The following is a 13,968-nucleotide window of genomic DNA, read 5'->3' on the forward strand; positions in this document are numbered from 1 at the left end:
TTTCAGCCCCCTCTGCCGCGCACGCGATCAATCAAGGCCTGCCACAGCGCCGCAATGGGAACTGCCTGTACCGCCTCCCATCCGCGGGAAACGATGGCCATGCCAAACATGCCGGTCAGAAAGCCGGCAAGGCCTTCCGGAATTTCCAGCAACAGCGAAAGATACGGGGCTGCGTAATACGCCACCATTGAGCCGCTGGCGGCCCTGCTCAGCCTGGCCGGCCATGAACCTTGCAGATAGAGCATAGAAACCGCTGCGCCCAGCACGCCGGCGAACTCTGTGGCAAAGGCGTCGAAATCCGGGATGTTCAATTTCGTTCCCCCTGTTGGGAATCGCCTTGGGGCAGCGCGGCATGCATCGCCTCGACCTCCATCGCTTGCAGATGGTCGACGGGGCGGCGCTCCTCCTCTTCGGAGAGGTACGCTTCCATGTTTCCCACGGTAGCGCCGGACCAGGTCCATCGCGCCCAGTTCCAGCGCCGCTCATCAGCTGTCAATTTACTCATCAGCCACCTCACACTGTTTACCTGTCTTGTCCCATGAGCCGCCCTGGCGACAGCCGCGCGCCTTTCCGCGTTCGCCCCTGGCGCGCCTGAGCATGTCGGCGATGCCCGTGCAGTACGCGCGCCAACCCACCGGAATACCTGCTGCAGGTTGTCCACGATGGGCTGCTCTTCAGCGTAGTACCGGCGCAGCAGACGGCTATAGATGGCATCCTCGGCCAAACTCAGATGGCCCGTGGCCTGGGCGTAATCGCCGATGTTGTGGCTGTAGTAGTTCATGCGTGCTCCTGCATCCTCCGCCTGTTCTTACCCCGCTATCATTGTTTAATCTTAGAATGCTAAGATTCTAAATGCAAGCCAACTAAGATTGTTTTTGTTTAGCATCCTAAGATGACCTTTCAGAAGCGAATCACACAGGCGTTCAACGAGGAAGCGGCCCGCCGGGCGGACGCGGCCGAACCACGCCTGACCAAGACCGACCTATGGAAGGCAGCGGGCGCCTCCTCCGGCGCCGCGACGCATTGGTTCAATGGCTCCAACGGCATGGATATGGCGACCTGCATGAAGGTTGCCCCACTCCTGCGCGTGAATGCGCAATGGCTGTATGACGGCACCGCCCCGAAGCTGCCTGCACGCGATGGATCCCTTGCGGCCGCTGCGCTGGCAGTTCCCCCGGCGCCCTGGCCCTTCCCTGGCATTCCGGAAGAACAAGTGCGCGCCTTGCCGCCGGACCAGCTGAACAAGCTGCAGGGCGCGCTTGCATTGGCGATCGCTCAACTGAAGTTGGGAATCGATGTCTCGCCTACCCCTGCCGCGCCGCAGATGCCGACGGTCTTGCGCAGCGACTCGCTGATAGACACCTATCTGTCGCGCGACGAATTCCCCCTGCGCATCGATGGCCTGCCCCCGGCGCCTTGGGAAGGCGGCAAGACCACGCACCAGACCGAGCGCGAAGGCCGGGTCCGGATCAGCACGCAGACTGGCGTGGTGGCCAATGTGGGCGTGGGCGAACCGCCGGCGGCAAACGACAGATTCGAGAAGGTCCCCGAGTTGGCGGACGTGCGCCTGGCGGCGGGCGAGCCTATCGAGAACCACGCCGAAGAACAGACTGGCATGATCCAGTTCCGCAAGTCATTCCTGCGGTCGGTAGGCGCGGACAACGGCAAGGGCCGCGTCGTATACGCGAAGGGCGACAGCATGGAACCCGTCATCCGTGACGGCGCCGCCCTGCTGGTGGTTCCCAACGAAAGCCTGACGCTGCGTGACATTGCCGCCGGCGGCGTCTATGCCATCAACTATGACGGTAAGATGATCGTGAAGACGGTGGCCAGGGAACGGCTTGCCGGGCAATGGGTGGCGCGGTCGTTCAATCCCTTGCACGATGACATACCGCTGGAGAACGGGGCATCGGTGCGGGTGCTGGGGCGGGTCGTGTGGGCGGGTGCGCGGCTGCGGGATGATGAGGCGGGGCAGTGGCGGCCTGAATGACGGGAGCGGCGGGGCCTCGTCTTGCGGGTAAGCGAGACATTGAACTCGGTCACGTCGGTCACCCACTTCTGATTGGGCCGCTGGGCCAGGAACTGGCGAGCCAAGATGTTGGGAACACTAGCCTGCTGCCCTCGGTAGGAACGGTATTTCTTCGGACGGACCAGCGACTTCAATCGCAGAGCCTGCATTAGGTTCTGCATCGTCTTATAGATTAATCGCCTTTCCAGCTGGCGCAGTGCTGCCGTGATGCGTCGGTAGCCGTAGCGGCCTTGTGACGGTCGTAGAAAGCATGAATTCGTGATTTCAGATCAGCATGCCGATCGCCGGCCTTCAGAGCTTTCACTTGGTAGTAGAACGTGCTGCGTGGCAGTTCCGCCACCCTCAACAACAATGCCAGATCGTGGCCTTGCCTCAGCCCAAGCACTATCCGCGCTTTTTCTGCGCGGCGTTGTAAATGTGTACACCACGATTGCGACCGATGCCGCACCCACCCTACCGAATCCATGACCTACAAGCCACAGGTATGTCCCGCAAGCAACACTCAGAAGCAACGGCAAGTGAACAAGATACAGAGAGTACGAGATGTGCCCCAAGAACTGCACCAACGGAGAACTGAAGATTCGTTCGAACGCGCCGGGCTTAGCTGCATATACAACCAATGCTGCCCCGAAGATAATAAGCAGCCCATTCCGCACGGAGAGATTGGTGGAGAGAATTCCGAATCCCCCTCCCCCTCACCAACAACTGCCCGTTGCCGACGGGAACGCGCTTGTGTAGTCGTGAACTGACGTGCCGCCAGCCCCGGCACCGGACGACGCTGCCTGCCATTTTGCAAACCCGTTTAGCTACATCTCACCCAATCCTTCGATGACCTCGCTGAGGATGCCGTTCATCTCGGCGCGACCGACAGGCTGAGAATTCGCATTGTCGTCGGACAGCTGCTCAACATCGAACTGCCGATCCAGAACATGATTGAACGCGGGCTTACCTCCGTCGGTAATCGTGGTAGCGATAAACCGACGCTTCCAGACCGATCTCAAATGTGCCTCACGCGTCAGACCTCAGGTACGCCTAGCCCCTTGTCTGTAGCGATTCCGACCGCTTCGAGCTTGCACTCGGCCGTAAAAGCACGCCGCTTTATCTTGATCATGGCTCACCGCCTAGGTTTTACCTAAATGGGCGTCTACCAAAATTAAACCACCACAGGTTGCATGGCTAGGCCATTTATTTGCCGCGCTTGACCATTGACATCATTGAACGAAGTGGTCCAGTGATCTTCCAAGATTTGGAATTTTTCATGGCAGAGAGCTCATATCTTAATTGCGAAACCTCAGCTCCCTGCCGCCGATTCTCGGAAGTCTGCGCAATCCGGAGGCGCGCCAACTCTTCTGACAGGGCTTTGTTTTCGTCGCCCGCAGCCTTCAGCCTATTAGCACCCTCCGCTATCACCTTGGCAGCCACGGCGCCCTCGGCCCATTCTGCCTTGGTACGCTCAGCTATGGTTTCTGGCAGAAACGAAGATCTGACACCAGTGCAAACGTAGATTGATGTGATGCAAGACATCCTGTCCATCTCGCTCACGTCGCACTGTGGAAATTCGAAATCAGTCTCTCTTATAGTCACCTGATCGGCTGGCAAGTTGATTTGTTCCTGCTCCCGCTTATCGCTGGAATATTCTCCCGCCCCAAGATGCCGGTGATACACCACGCTCTCAAAAAAGCGGCTCAACTTTGCATGCCACGCCGACGGTGGTATGTGGTGGACATGGAAATGATTGCGAATATCCCTTTCAAGGACATACTCTGTGATCACCGGAGGCACCGCAATTATTGCCACCCCTCCGTCCTTCAACACCCGGGTACAGCCGGCAATGAGCGTATCAATCTGAGCAACATGCTCAAAAACATTCGAACTGAAAACCACGTCGAATTTTTTTGCTTCAGTAGGCAAGCCTTTATTGAGGTCGGCAACCTCATATGTAAGACCGGGCGTCGGATAGCGAGCCTTAGCGTACGAAACGGCGTCTGAACTAGCGTCGAAACCCGCCACGGAAGCTGCCCCATTTCGCATGAAATAGTCCGCCCCGTAGCCTGCCCCCGTGCCTGCCTCCAGGACATGTAGCCCCTTGACCCATGGCAGCGCAAAGGTATAGATCGACAGATGAGCCCAGTAGCCCCAAAGGTTGCCTGTGATCATGCGCTCGCCGTCGTTTGTAACTCGGCTCAATAGGTCAGGCTCTTCGTATACGCATATTTCTGCGGCATGCATGGCGGCGCTCTCTATGGCTACGTTAGGTGGAACAATACTAACCTTGAGCGGCGTTGACGCCTGCCTAGGTGTGAAGATTCAATAGGTTGCAGCATGGTTCATCCAGTGGCTGGTCCGGTTCCTGGCTCAAAAGTCCGGCTGGCTTGGCTGACGCCTCGTCTCGCCCCCGAGTATCGGCCAGCGAGGCGACGCGCCACATGGATGTGGGTGACAGCCTGCTGACGCTCGCAGCGGCATTTGGCAATTGGGACTGGCAGTGGTGGGATTCCTGCTATTTCCGGGACTTGACCTTTGAAGATGACCCGAATCGCCGCGACGGCAGTGCGCCCCAAGGCGTAGTACAGCGCAACGACGGACATCCAGACATAGAGATGGCGCCAGGCGTTCGCGAATTCATCGAAGCACCTCGGCATTCAAGCATCCTCAGCCGAGACGCGCACAGAACCCAACAGCGGAGCAGCGGAGCTGGCCCGTTGGGCAGGAAACGTACCGACAATCATCTGGCTCTGCGCGTCTATGTGAAACATGGACGCCACAAGGATACCTGCTACACCATAATCGAAATACCATGGCTTTGATACCGATAGAGTCCTGGCTGAGTGCAAGGCTAAGGATCTGCAGGCCGGGCGGGTATGCCTCGACTTCCCTCGATGGGATGCGCATCAGGGGGAGAGGCGCGCAGTCAAACCCATATCATGGCGTATCCAAAAATCCTGAGCGCTCAAGATCGCGGAAGCCTGAAAATATCGAGGTCAATACCTTCCTGGGAATTGCCAAGAAACGCGGCGAAGGCAATTACAGGACGGCGCTGATCGGCCTGATGGTTGGGATCAACGGGCGCCAGCGTGCGGAAATACTTCACCTGGAGGAACTCCGACGTTCCAGGGAATTAGAAAGCGCCTGATTAATTATGAGTTCTATGGGCGTAGAAAAGAAAAAAGCCGCTCTAAGCGGCTGTTTTCTAAGAAATTCTTGGGGTGGCTGATGGGGCTCGAACCCACGACAACTGGAATCACAATCCAGGACTCTACCAACTGAGCTACAGCCACCTCTGGTACTGCTTTCTTCCTTGCCGCGCCTCTTTGAAAGCTGCTCAACAACGAAGAGGCCGAATTCTAGCACGTTTTTTTGAAGATGTGAAAACAGCCGCCACTTCCCCACTTGCCATGGCCGGCCGCCTTGCTATCCTTCGCCATTGATCATCTACGGAGGCCGCGCTTACGCCATCGCCATGGACTGCATACACGCAATCTTGATCGATTATTGGCCCCATCTGGTTTTTGGCATCAGCATCGTGGCCGGAACGGGCGCGGCGGTGCATGCCGCGATGACCAAGCAGGACGTGCGGGCGGCCATAGGCTGGGTGGGGGTGGCGCTATTTTCGCCGCTGTTCGGGGCGCTGTTCTATTTCGTGGCGGGCATCAACCGGATCCGCAAGACGCGGTTGTCGCAGCAGCGCGACGAGGCGATGGTGGTGGACGCGGAGCAGGTCGAGACCGCGCCCGTGGACGTGGCGCCGATCTCGGGCCAGCAGTTCTCGTCGCTGAAGGTGCTGGGCGACCGAGTCAGCCGCTTCCGCCTGCTGGGCGGCAACGCGGTGCGGCCGCTGGCCGGCGGCGACGAGGCCTATCCCGCGATGCTGCAGGCGATCCGCGAAGCGCGCTACGCGGTGGCGATGCAGAGCTACATCTTCGACAACGACGCCATAGGCCGCGAGATGGCGCAGGCGCTGATCGAGGCGCGCGAGCGCGGCGTCGAGGTACGGGTGCTGATCGACGCCATCGGATCCAAGTATTCCCGCCCACCCATTGTGCGCATGCTGTCGCGCGGCGGGGTGCCGGTGGCGCGCTTCATGACCAATCCGCTGGGCGTGCTGCGCATGCCCTATGCCAATCTGCGCAGCCACCGCAAGGTGCTGGTGGTCGACGGACGCGTGGGCTTTACCGGCGGCATGAATGTGCGCGCGGCCTTTGTCAGCGCGCTGGCGGGCGACGGCACCAACCGCGACACCCACTTCCGCGTGGAGGGGCCGATCGTGACGCAGCTGATGTCGGTGTTTGCGCACGACTGGAACTTCACCACCCACGAATCGCTGCCGGCCAGGCCCTGGTTCGATCCCGAGGCTTTGCCGCCCACGGGCGAGGTGCCGATGCGCTGCGTGCCGTCAGGCCCTGACCGCGCCCTGGGCAGCACGCACAATATGCTGCTGGGCGCGCTGGCGGTGGCGCAACGCCATGTGCGCATCCAGTCGCCCTACTTCCTGCCCGACCAGACGCTGATCGGGGCGCTGGCCACGGCCGCGCGGCGCGGCGTGGTGGTGGATATCGTGATTCCCGGCAAGAACAATCTGCGGCTGGTGGACTATGCCATGACGGCCCAGTTGGACCAGGTGGTGCGCACGGGCTGCCGGGTCTGGCGCTCGCACGGCGCGTTCGACCATTCCAAGCTGATGACGGTGGACGACGCCTGGGCCTATGTGGGCTCGTCCAATCTGGACCCGCGCAGCCTGCGGCTGAATTTCGAGCTGGACACCGAAATCTATGATCCGAGCGTGGCGCGCTGGATCGGCGCGCGGGTCGACGGCCTGATCGCGCAAGGCCAACGCGAAACACTGGAAAACCTGCTGAGCGCGCCGTTCGCCAAGCGCCTGCGCAACAAGGTGATCTGGCTGGCCACGCCCTACTTGTGACGATGCCGCCGCAACTACGGTAATCTTGCGCGATGCGCTACGAACTCACCGATCTCCGCCTGTTCCTCGCGATCGCCGAGGCGAAAAGCCTGTCAGGCGGAGCCAATGCCGTGCACTTGACCGCGTCCTCGGCCAGCTACCGGTTGAAGAACCTGGAGTTCGCGATGGGCGTGCCGCTGTTCAAGCGCGAAGCCCGCGGCATGGAACTGACGGCGGAAGGGACGTTCGTGCTCAAGCATGTGCGCTCGCTGCTGGCCGGAGTCGAACGCATGCACGGAGAGGTCAGCGGCTTCGCCAGCGGCCTGAAGGGCAGCGTCAAGCTGTTCGCCAACAGCAGCTCCCTCAACGGCTTCATCGTGCCCAGCCTGAGCCGTTTCCTGTCGGCCAATCCCAACGTCAACATCCTGCTTGAAGAGCGCTCCAGCAACACCATCGAGGCGGCCATCGCCGGCCAGGAAGCCGACATCGGCATCTTCGCGGGCCGCGCCAAGTCCGCCGGCGTCAACGCCACGCGCTATGCGGTCGACGAACTGATCATCGCCGCCCCCTTGAACCACCCCGTGGTGGAAAGCTCTCCCGTGCGCTTCCCTGCTGTGCTGGACCTGGATTTTGTCTGCATGAGCCGCACCAGCAGCAACTACGTCTTCCTGTGCGACATGGCCAAGCTGGCCGGCAAGACGCCCAAGGTACGCATCCATGTGCATACTTTCGACGCGGTGCTGTCCATGGTGGAAGCGGGCGTGGGCGTGTCCCTGGTGCCGCGCAGCGTGGCCGCCAACGCATTGCGCGAAAAGCGGATCGCGGCCGTGGCCCTGAGCGAACCCTGGGCCTTGCGCGAACTGACGCTCGTCACGCAGGCGGGGGTGCCGCCCTCGCCCTTCGTCGAACAGGTCGCGGAGTACCTGCTCGACGATCCTATCGTGGCGGCCACGCGCGAGCAGGACTGATTCTTCGTCAGGAACCAGGCCTCCCGGCGCGAGCCGCAACGGATCAAGCTTTGGCGCGGCGCTTGTTTTCCAGGAATTCGTTCATGAACTTTTGCGGTTCGCCGGTGTTGAACGCCACGGCGAATTCAGCGACGCTGTCCTCGATCGCCTCGTCCACCGGCAGGGTCTCCCACCGGCGCAGCAGCTTCTTCTGTTGGCGCAACACGGCCGGCCCCAGCGCGGCGAATCCTTCCGCCAGCTTGCGGATGGCGCTGTCCAGCTCGGCCTGAGGCACCGCGGCGTTCACCAGGCCCCAGTCCTGCGCGCGCCGGGCATCGATCAGATCGCCGGTCAGCAGCATCCAGGCGCTGTTGGCGGCGCCGATCAAGCGCGGCATGAGCGCCGCGTGGATCACCGAGGGTATGCCCACCTTCACCTCGGGCATGCCGAACTGCGCATGATCGGCGCAGACGCGCAGGTCGCAAGCCAGGGCAAACTCCAGGCCGCCTCCCAGGCACCAGCCTGGAATGCGCGCGATGACGGGCGCCGGGAAATGGCGGACGTCATTGCAGAGGTCTCGCAGGTTCGAAATGAAACGCCGCGCCGTCTGCTCGTCGAGCGCGGCCATTTCCGCGATATCGGCGCCGGCGACGAAGGCGCGGTCGCTGGCGCCGCGCAGCACCAGCACGCGGACCGACTCGTCCGCGCGCAGCCAGGCCAGCGCGTCTCGCAGGCCGTCCACCACCGACGTGCTCAGGATGTTAAGCGCGCCGGCGTCCAGCATGGTCAGCGTGGCGATGCCGGACTCCTCTATCTCGGCCCGGGCATGGGGAATGACGTGGGATCTGGTGCTCATGAAGCCTCCTTGTTATTGCATCTTTTCAAATTTGATGTCCTCGACCACCGTTTTCCAGTGGCCGTAGGATTGCGTGATCAGCGCGCCGAACTCGTCGCGCGACATCGGACTGGGCACGGCGCCCTGCTTCTCGATGGCATCCGCGGTGGCAGGATCCGCCAACGCCTGCCGCACGGCTGCGTTCAGTCTGTCCAGCACCGCGGGCGGCGTGCCGGCGGGCGCGGCCAAGCCGAACCATGACGGATTGTTCATGGCCGGCAAGCCGGCCTCGGCGTAGGTCGGAACGTCAGGCAATACCTTGAGCCTGCGCTTGGCCGCCACGGCCAGCGGACGAATGCGCTGGGCCTGGATCAGCGGATAGGAAGACGGGATGTTGTCGAATACGACTTGCACCTGTCCTGCCACCAGATCATTGAGCGCCGGCCCGAGCCCTTTATAGGGAACGTGCAGCATGCGGGTCCCGGTGGTCTTCAGGAACAGCTCTCCGTTCATGTGGCTCAGGCCGCCGTTGCCGGACGAGCCAAAGGCGTACTTGTCGGGCGATGCCTTCAGCAACTGCTGGAACGCCGCCAGATCCTGCGCGGGCAGCGACGGATTCACCACCAGCACATTGGGTACGTCGGCCAGGTTGCTGATGGGCGCAAAATCCTTGACGGGATCGTAGGCGCTCTTGGCGTAGACGTTCGGATTGACCGCCAGCGAGCTTTCGACCGCCATCACCAGCGTGTAGCCGTCGGCGGGCTGCTTGGCGGCATAGGCCGAGCCGATGCTGCCGCCGGCGCCGGGCCGGTTCTCGATCACCACGGATTGGCCGAGCTGCTCGCCCAGCTTGCCGCCGACCACGCGGGCGATGATGTCCGTCGTGCCTCCCACGGCGTAGGGGACGACCAGCCGGATGGGCCTGTCGGGGTACTCGGCGGCCGCCATGGCTGGCAAGATCAGGCAGAGGCAAGTCGCCAGGCGGAATCGGGAAAGTCTCATTGTTTTGTCTCCTCGGGGGGGGGCTACTGCAATGCGGGATCCGGCAGCACCGCTGCCGTGTGTTCGCCCAACAGCGGCGGCGCCGCCCCCAACGCTTCGGCGGGGGTGCCGGCCAGCATGGGATTGCGCACCAGGTGCACCTCTCCCAGGGCAGGATGATTGGCGGTCTGCAGCAATCCACGATGCAGCACCTGCGGATGCGCGAAGACCTCATCCAGGGTGTGTATCGGCCCCCAGGGCACGCCCGCCGCGTCGAAGGCGTCCGTCCAGCGCTTGCGCGCCGCGGCCGCCAAGGTTTCGGCGATCAGGGGCCGCAGGCTGTCCATGTGGGCCAGGCGCGCACTGTTGGTCGCGTAGCGCGCGTCGGCTGCCCATTCGGGATGGCCCGCCACGCCGCTGAAGCGCGCGAACTGGCCGTCGTTGCCTATCGCCAGGATCAAATGGCCGTCAGCGCAGGCGAAGACCTCGTAGGGCGCGCAGTTCGGATGCGCGTTGCCGCTGCGCTTGGGCGCCTCGCCCGAGACCAGGTAGTTGGCGCCCTGGTTGGCATTGAGCGCCACCGCGACGTCAAGCAGGCAAATGTCCAGCGGCATGCCTCGTCCGGTCTGGTCGCGCTGGCGCAAGGCGGCGAGCACCGCGGACGTGGCGTACATGCCCGTCATCAGGTCCACCACCGCGACGCCCGTGCGCAGCGGCCCCGCGCCCGGCGTGCCATCCGGCTGTCCGGTGTAGCTCATCAGCCCGCCCATGCCCTGGAACACGTAGTCGTATCCCGGCTTGCCGGCCAGGGGGCCGGACTGGCCATAGCCGGTGATGGACAGATAGATGAGCCGCGGGTTGACGCCAGCCAGCGAGGCATAGTCGAGCCCGTACTTGCGCAGGCCGCCGGCCTTGTAGTTCTCGACCAGGATGTCGGCATCGGCGACCAGCTCGCGCACACGGGCGGCGCCTGCCTCCGAGGAGAAGTCGATGGCGACGGATTGCTTGCCGCGGTTGCAGGCCATGAAGTAGGCCGACATGGAGGCCCGGCCATCCGCGGACCGCAGGTCTGGCGGCCCCCAGCCGCGCGTATCGTCGCCGCGGTCGGGATGTTCCACCTTGACGACTTGCGCGCCGAGGTCCGACAGGTTCTGCGTGCACCATGGCCCCGCGAGGATGCGCGACAGGTCCACGACTTTGACGCCGCGCAAGGCATTGTGAAGCATAGTTTCTCCGTGATTCAAGCGGTCCGGAAAAGTATGCAGGCCGCCTTGCGCAGTGAGGAGTCGAATGTTTCGAACGCTGTGTTCGTCGGTATTCAAGCGGCAGGCGCGCCCTGCGGACCGGCGCAGTCCTTTAGAAAACCGCGAAAGTTGGGTTCGAATATTTCGGATGGAGTAATGCGCAGGCCGCCTCCATACTGCCCACACGGAGGCGTGGCGGCAGTCGCGCCGCCTTTACGACAAGACTCCAGGAGACAACCATGATCCGCAACATCCTGCGACGCGGCGCGCTCGGCGCGCTGCTCGCAAGCAGCCTGGCGGCGGGCGCCGCCCACGCCGAGTATCCCGACCATCCTGTCACCGTCGTGGTGGCCTTCGCCCCCGGCGGCATGACCGACATCGTCGCCCGCCTGCTGTCGGCGGAACTGGGCAAACGCTTCAACCAGACCTTCGTGGTCGAGAACAAGCCGGGAGCAGCCGGACAGATAGGCACGGAACTGGTCGCGCGCCAAAAGAACGATGGCTACACCTTGCTGGTCAGCGCCACCGGCCATGTCATCGGCCCGGCGGTCAACGACAAGGTCCGCTATGACCCGATCAAGGACTTCGCACCCATCTCGATTCTCGCCCGCGCGCCGAATCTGGTGGTGGTCAACGCGGGCCTGCCGGTCAAGACCATCCCCGAGTTCCTCAGCTGGGGCAAGTCGCAGCCTGGCGTGCCCTATGGCTCGGCGGGATTCGGCGGATCCACCCATCTGGGCGGCGAATGGTTGAAGAAGATTACCGGCGTGCCGATGGAACACGTGCCCTACAAGGGCGCGTCACCAGCCACCAACGCAGTCGTTTCGGGCGAACTCAAGGTCGCGGTGCAGGACGCGATGAGCGTGGCGCCCTTCATCAAGTCCGGACAGCTGCGTCCCATCGGCGTCGCCAGCGCCGAACGCAGCAAGCTGTTTCCGGATCTGCCCACATTCGCGGAATCGGGCGCGCCCGGCCTGGACGTCTACACCTGGCTCGGCTTCTACGCGCCGGCCGGCACCGACCCGGCCATCGTGGCCAAGCTGAACGAAGCGACCAACCAGATCATGAACTCGCCCGAAATGGTTCAGCGCCTGGCCGGGCAGAACAGCGAGCCGCTAGGTCCGATGACACCGAAACAGGTCAGCGGCTTCGTCGCGGACGAAACCGCCAAATGGCGCAATGTGGTTCAGACCACCGGCGTCAAGGTGGAGTAGGCGCAGCCGAGCGACGCTGGCCGCGCTTACGTGTCGGCGCGGGCGTTAGCGTCCTGTCCCGTCTCTGCGGGACAGGACGTCAGCCGTCCGACGCCGGCGTCGACGCCGCGCGCACGGCAAACACCGCGTTGGCCTTGAGCATGACGCGGCCTTCCACCTGCAGCAGGCAGGTGGCGTAGATCAGGCGTTTGCCCTGCTTGTCGATCTGGACGTGCGCCTCGAGCCAGTCCCCGGGTTTGACAGGGTTCATGTACTCCACCGACATCTGCACGGTGACGACCGACACCTGCGCCCGGGTGGCGATGGTGTGCCCCAGCGCGCTGTCGGCCAGGGTGGCCAGCAATCCGCCGTGGGCGATGGCATGCATATTGGTGTGGGCCAGGCCCAGGCGCAACGCGAGCACGTTGTCGCTGTCGCGCTTGTACAGCGCGCCAAGTTCGGCAAGATGCGCCATGAAGGGACTGCTCGGGCGCCAGGGCGCAAAACCGGAAGGTATGGAGTCTGTCATGGCTGGGATCTATGTCTGGGGGAATACAGTATCGCAAAGAAGGCCGCGGCCGGCATGACGCCGGGCGCGGCCATGACCATGGCGCGGACGCGTCAGAATGCGGTCCTGCCCTCTTGCACCAGCCGTTCGAGCAGCGCTGCGGGCGCCCAATGTCCGCCGTGGTCACGCTGCAACACCCGGATTTTCTCCAGCGTCTTGGCCAGACCTAGCGTCTGGGCATAGAACATGGGGCCTCCGCGCGCGCCCGGAAAGCCATAGCCATGGACATAGACCACATCCACGTCCGAGGCGCGCTGCGCAATGCCTTCCTCGATGATGCGGGCCCCTTCGTTGGCCAGCGCCAGCATGCAGCGCTCGACGATTTCCTCATCGCTGACCGGCCGCCGCGCGATGCCGGCCTCGCGCGCGCATGCCTCGATGATGCCGTCCACCACGGGATCCGGCAGCGGCTGGCGGCTGCCCGGCTCGTAGCGGTAATACCCTGCCTGGGTCTTCTGGCCGAAGCGACCCAGTTCGCAGATGCGGTCCGCAACCTTGGAATAGCGCAGATGCGCGGGACGGGTGGGCGCCAGCCGCTTGCGCGTGGCCCAGTTGATGTCCATGCCCGCCAGGTCGGCCATGGCCAACGGCCCCATGGCCATGCCGAAGCGCGTAAGCGCTCCATCGATCTGCTGCGGACTGGCCCCTTCTTCCAGCAGGAAGCCTGCCTCGCGCCAGTATCCCGTCAGCATGCGATTGCCGACGAAGCCTTCGCATACCCCGACCAGCACCGGAATCTTGCCGATTTGCTGCGCCACCGCCATGCAGGTAGCGATGACGTCTGCGGCGGTGCGCGCGCCGCGCACCACTTCAAGCAGCTTCATGACGTTGGCCGGGCTGAAGAAATGCAGGCCGATCACCGCCTCGGGGCGCGCCGTGCAAGCCGCTATCTCGTCGATGTTCAGGCGCGAGGTATTGGTGGCCAGGATGGCACCGGGTTTGCACACCGCATCCAGTTGCCGGAATACGGCCTGCTTGACCGCCATGTCCTCGAACACGGCTTCGATGACGAGATCCGCCTGCGCCAGATCCTGCATGTCCAGACTGGAAGCAATGCGGGCCATGCGGGCTTCGACGCCAGCGGCATCGAGCTTGCCCTTGGCGGCGGTGATTTCGTAGTTCTTGCGGATCAGCCCCATGCCACGGTCCAGTGCCGCCTGGTCGCGCTCGTACAGCGTCACCGCGTAGCCGGCATTGGCATACGCCATGGCGATGCCGCCGCCCATGGTGCCGGCCCCCAGGATGCCCACCCGGCCGATCCGGCCCGCGCTGCC

The 13,968-nt window shown here is 63.2% G+C and carries 14 protein-coding genes, 1 tRNA gene and 1 pseudogene; 5 read left to right on the forward strand and 11 right to left on the reverse strand.

The features are described from left to right. Positions 1–2 precede the first annotated feature (2 nt). Both VIR09_RS30905 and VIR09_RS30910 read right to left on the reverse strand, forming a co-directional pair. Positions 3–311: a hypothetical protein gene (locus tag VIR09_RS30905; protein ID WP_332016339.1), complete on the reverse strand. Its 309-nt coding sequence runs from the start codon at positions 309–311 to the stop codon at positions 3–5. Then, complete coding sequence (locus VIR09_RS30910; protein ID WP_332016340.1) at positions 308–781, reverse strand: YdaU family protein; 474 nt, start codon at positions 779–781, stop codon at positions 308–310. The genes VIR09_RS30905 and VIR09_RS30910 overlap by 4 nt, the downstream gene beginning before the upstream one ends. Before the next feature lie 111 nt (positions 782–892). Between VIR09_RS30910 and VIR09_RS30915 the strand changes: the two genes are divergently transcribed. Further along, the gene (locus VIR09_RS30915) at positions 893–1,990 is read left to right on the forward strand and encodes a S24 family peptidase (protein ID WP_332016341.1); all 1,098 of its coding nucleotides are present in this window, start codon (positions 893–895) and stop codon (positions 1,988–1,990) included. Between the two features lie 35 nt (positions 1,991–2,025). On the opposite strand, the pseudogene VIR09_RS30920 reads toward VIR09_RS30915, so the two are convergent. Together VIR09_RS30920 and VIR09_RS30925 are read right to left on the reverse strand one after the other, a co-directional pair. Then, positions 2,026–2,429: pseudogene (locus VIR09_RS30920) on the reverse strand (IS3 family transposase); the annotation flags it as partial. A gap of 785 nt (positions 2,430–3,214) precedes the next feature. After that, a complete protein-coding gene (locus VIR09_RS30925) occupies positions 3,215–4,186 on the reverse strand; it encodes a class I SAM-dependent methyltransferase (RefSeq protein WP_332016342.1) in 972 nt (323 codons plus the stop codon). 269 nt (positions 4,187–4,455) lie between these two features. Between VIR09_RS30925 and VIR09_RS30930 the strand changes: the two genes are divergently transcribed. Further along, on the forward strand, positions 4,456–4,836 hold the full coding sequence (locus VIR09_RS30930; protein WP_332016343.1) for a hypothetical protein: 381 nt from the start codon (positions 4,456–4,458) through the stop codon (positions 4,834–4,836). Positions 4,837–4,979: 143 nt separating this feature from the next. On the opposite strand, the gene VIR09_RS30935 is transcribed toward VIR09_RS30930, so the two are convergent. Together VIR09_RS30935 and VIR09_RS30940 are read right to left on the reverse strand one after the other, a co-directional pair. After that, positions 4,980–5,120 (reverse strand): hypothetical protein, encoded by a 141-nt coding sequence (locus tag VIR09_RS30935; protein ID WP_332016344.1) that lies wholly within the window; start codon positions 5,118–5,120, stop codon positions 4,980–4,982. Positions 5,121–5,231: 111 nt separating this feature from the next. Further along, positions 5,232–5,307: transfer RNA gene (locus VIR09_RS30940), tRNA-His, on the reverse strand. A 182-nt stretch (positions 5,308–5,489) separates the two neighbouring features. Here VIR09_RS30940 and cls point away from each other — a divergent pair. Further along, the gene (gene cls / locus VIR09_RS30945; protein WP_332016345.1) at positions 5,490–6,947 is read left to right on the forward strand and encodes a cardiolipin synthase; all 1,458 of its coding nucleotides are present in this window, start codon (positions 5,490–5,492) and stop codon (positions 6,945–6,947) included. Between the two features lie 32 nt (positions 6,948–6,979). Further along, the gene (locus VIR09_RS30950) at positions 6,980–7,894 is read left to right on the forward strand and encodes a LysR family transcriptional regulator (RefSeq protein WP_332016346.1); all 915 of its coding nucleotides are present in this window, start codon (positions 6,980–6,982) and stop codon (positions 7,892–7,894) included. 43 nt (positions 7,895–7,937) lie between these two features. On the opposite strand, the gene VIR09_RS30955 is transcribed toward VIR09_RS30950, so the two are convergent. From VIR09_RS30955 to VIR09_RS30965, 3 genes are read right to left on the reverse strand one after another with little or no spacing between them, the layout of a single operon-like run. Beyond that, positions 7,938–8,729: an enoyl-CoA hydratase gene (locus VIR09_RS30955; protein ID WP_332016347.1), complete on the reverse strand. Its 792-nt coding sequence runs from the start codon at positions 8,727–8,729 to the stop codon at positions 7,938–7,940. Between the two features lie 12 nt (positions 8,730–8,741). After that, positions 8,742–9,710: a tripartite tricarboxylate transporter substrate binding protein gene (locus tag VIR09_RS30960; RefSeq protein ID WP_332016348.1), complete on the reverse strand. Its 969-nt coding sequence runs from the start codon at positions 9,708–9,710 to the stop codon at positions 8,742–8,744. A 23-nt stretch (positions 9,711–9,733) separates the two neighbouring features. Beyond that, complete coding sequence (locus VIR09_RS30965; protein WP_332016349.1) at positions 9,734–10,915, reverse strand: CoA transferase; 1,182 nt, start codon at positions 10,913–10,915, stop codon at positions 9,734–9,736. Positions 10,916–11,172: 257 nt separating this feature from the next. Between VIR09_RS30965 and VIR09_RS30970 the strand changes: the two genes are divergently transcribed. After that, positions 11,173–12,147 (forward strand): tripartite tricarboxylate transporter substrate binding protein, encoded by a 975-nt coding sequence (locus VIR09_RS30970; RefSeq protein ID WP_332016350.1) that lies wholly within the window; start codon positions 11,173–11,175, stop codon positions 12,145–12,147. A gap of 79 nt (positions 12,148–12,226) precedes the next feature. Here the strand turns inward: VIR09_RS30970 and VIR09_RS30975 are convergent, their stop codons facing one another. Next, positions 12,227–12,655 carry a PaaI family thioesterase gene (locus VIR09_RS30975; RefSeq protein ID WP_332016351.1) on the reverse strand — a complete coding sequence of 143 codons (429 nt, stop codon included), beginning with the start codon at positions 12,653–12,655 and terminating at the stop codon, positions 12,227–12,229. Between the two features lie 92 nt (positions 12,656–12,747). After that, positions 12,748–13,968, reverse strand: a 1,221-nt coding sequence (locus tag VIR09_RS30980; RefSeq protein ID WP_332016352.1) for a 3-hydroxyacyl-CoA dehydrogenase family protein, incomplete at its 5' end; no start/stop codon positions are given.

This window comes from Achromobacter sp., assembly GCF_036567245.1.
GTDB lineage: Bacteria > Pseudomonadota > Gammaproteobacteria > Burkholderiales > Burkholderiaceae_B > Achromobacter.

Coding starts and splice junctions, on each gene's coding strand:
- cls (WP_332016345.1), top strand. CDS start 5,490: ATGGACTGCATACACGCAATCTTGATCGATTATTGGCCCCATCTGGTT.
- VIR09_RS30965 (WP_332016349.1), bottom strand. CDS start 10,915: ATGCTTCACAATGCCTTGCGCGGCGTCAAAGTCGTGGACCTGTCGCGC.
- VIR09_RS30930 (WP_332016343.1), top strand. CDS start 4,456: ATGGATGTGGGTGACAGCCTGCTGACGCTCGCAGCGGCATTTGGCAAT.
- VIR09_RS30970 (WP_332016350.1), top strand. CDS start 11,173: ATGATCCGCAACATCCTGCGACGCGGCGCGCTCGGCGCGCTGCTCGCA.
- VIR09_RS30950 (WP_332016346.1), top strand. CDS start 6,980: ATGCGCTACGAACTCACCGATCTCCGCCTGTTCCTCGCGATCGCCGAG.
- VIR09_RS30955 (WP_332016347.1), bottom strand. CDS start 8,729: ATGAGCACCAGATCCCACGTCATTCCCCATGCCCGGGCCGAGATAGAG.
- VIR09_RS30915 (WP_332016341.1), top strand. CDS start 893: ATGACCTTTCAGAAGCGAATCACACAGGCGTTCAACGAGGAAGCGGCC.
- VIR09_RS30975 (WP_332016351.1), bottom strand. CDS start 12,655: ATGACAGACTCCATACCTTCCGGTTTTGCGCCCTGGCGCCCGAGCAGT.
- VIR09_RS30960 (WP_332016348.1), bottom strand. CDS start 9,710: ATGAGACTTTCCCGATTCCGCCTGGCGACTTGCCTCTGCCTGATCTTG.
- VIR09_RS30910 (WP_332016340.1), bottom strand. CDS start 781: ATGAACTACTACAGCCACAACATCGGCGATTACGCCCAGGCCACGGGC.
- VIR09_RS30925 (WP_332016342.1), bottom strand. CDS start 4,186: ATGATCACAGGCAACCTTTGGGGCTACTGGGCTCATCTGTCGATCTAT.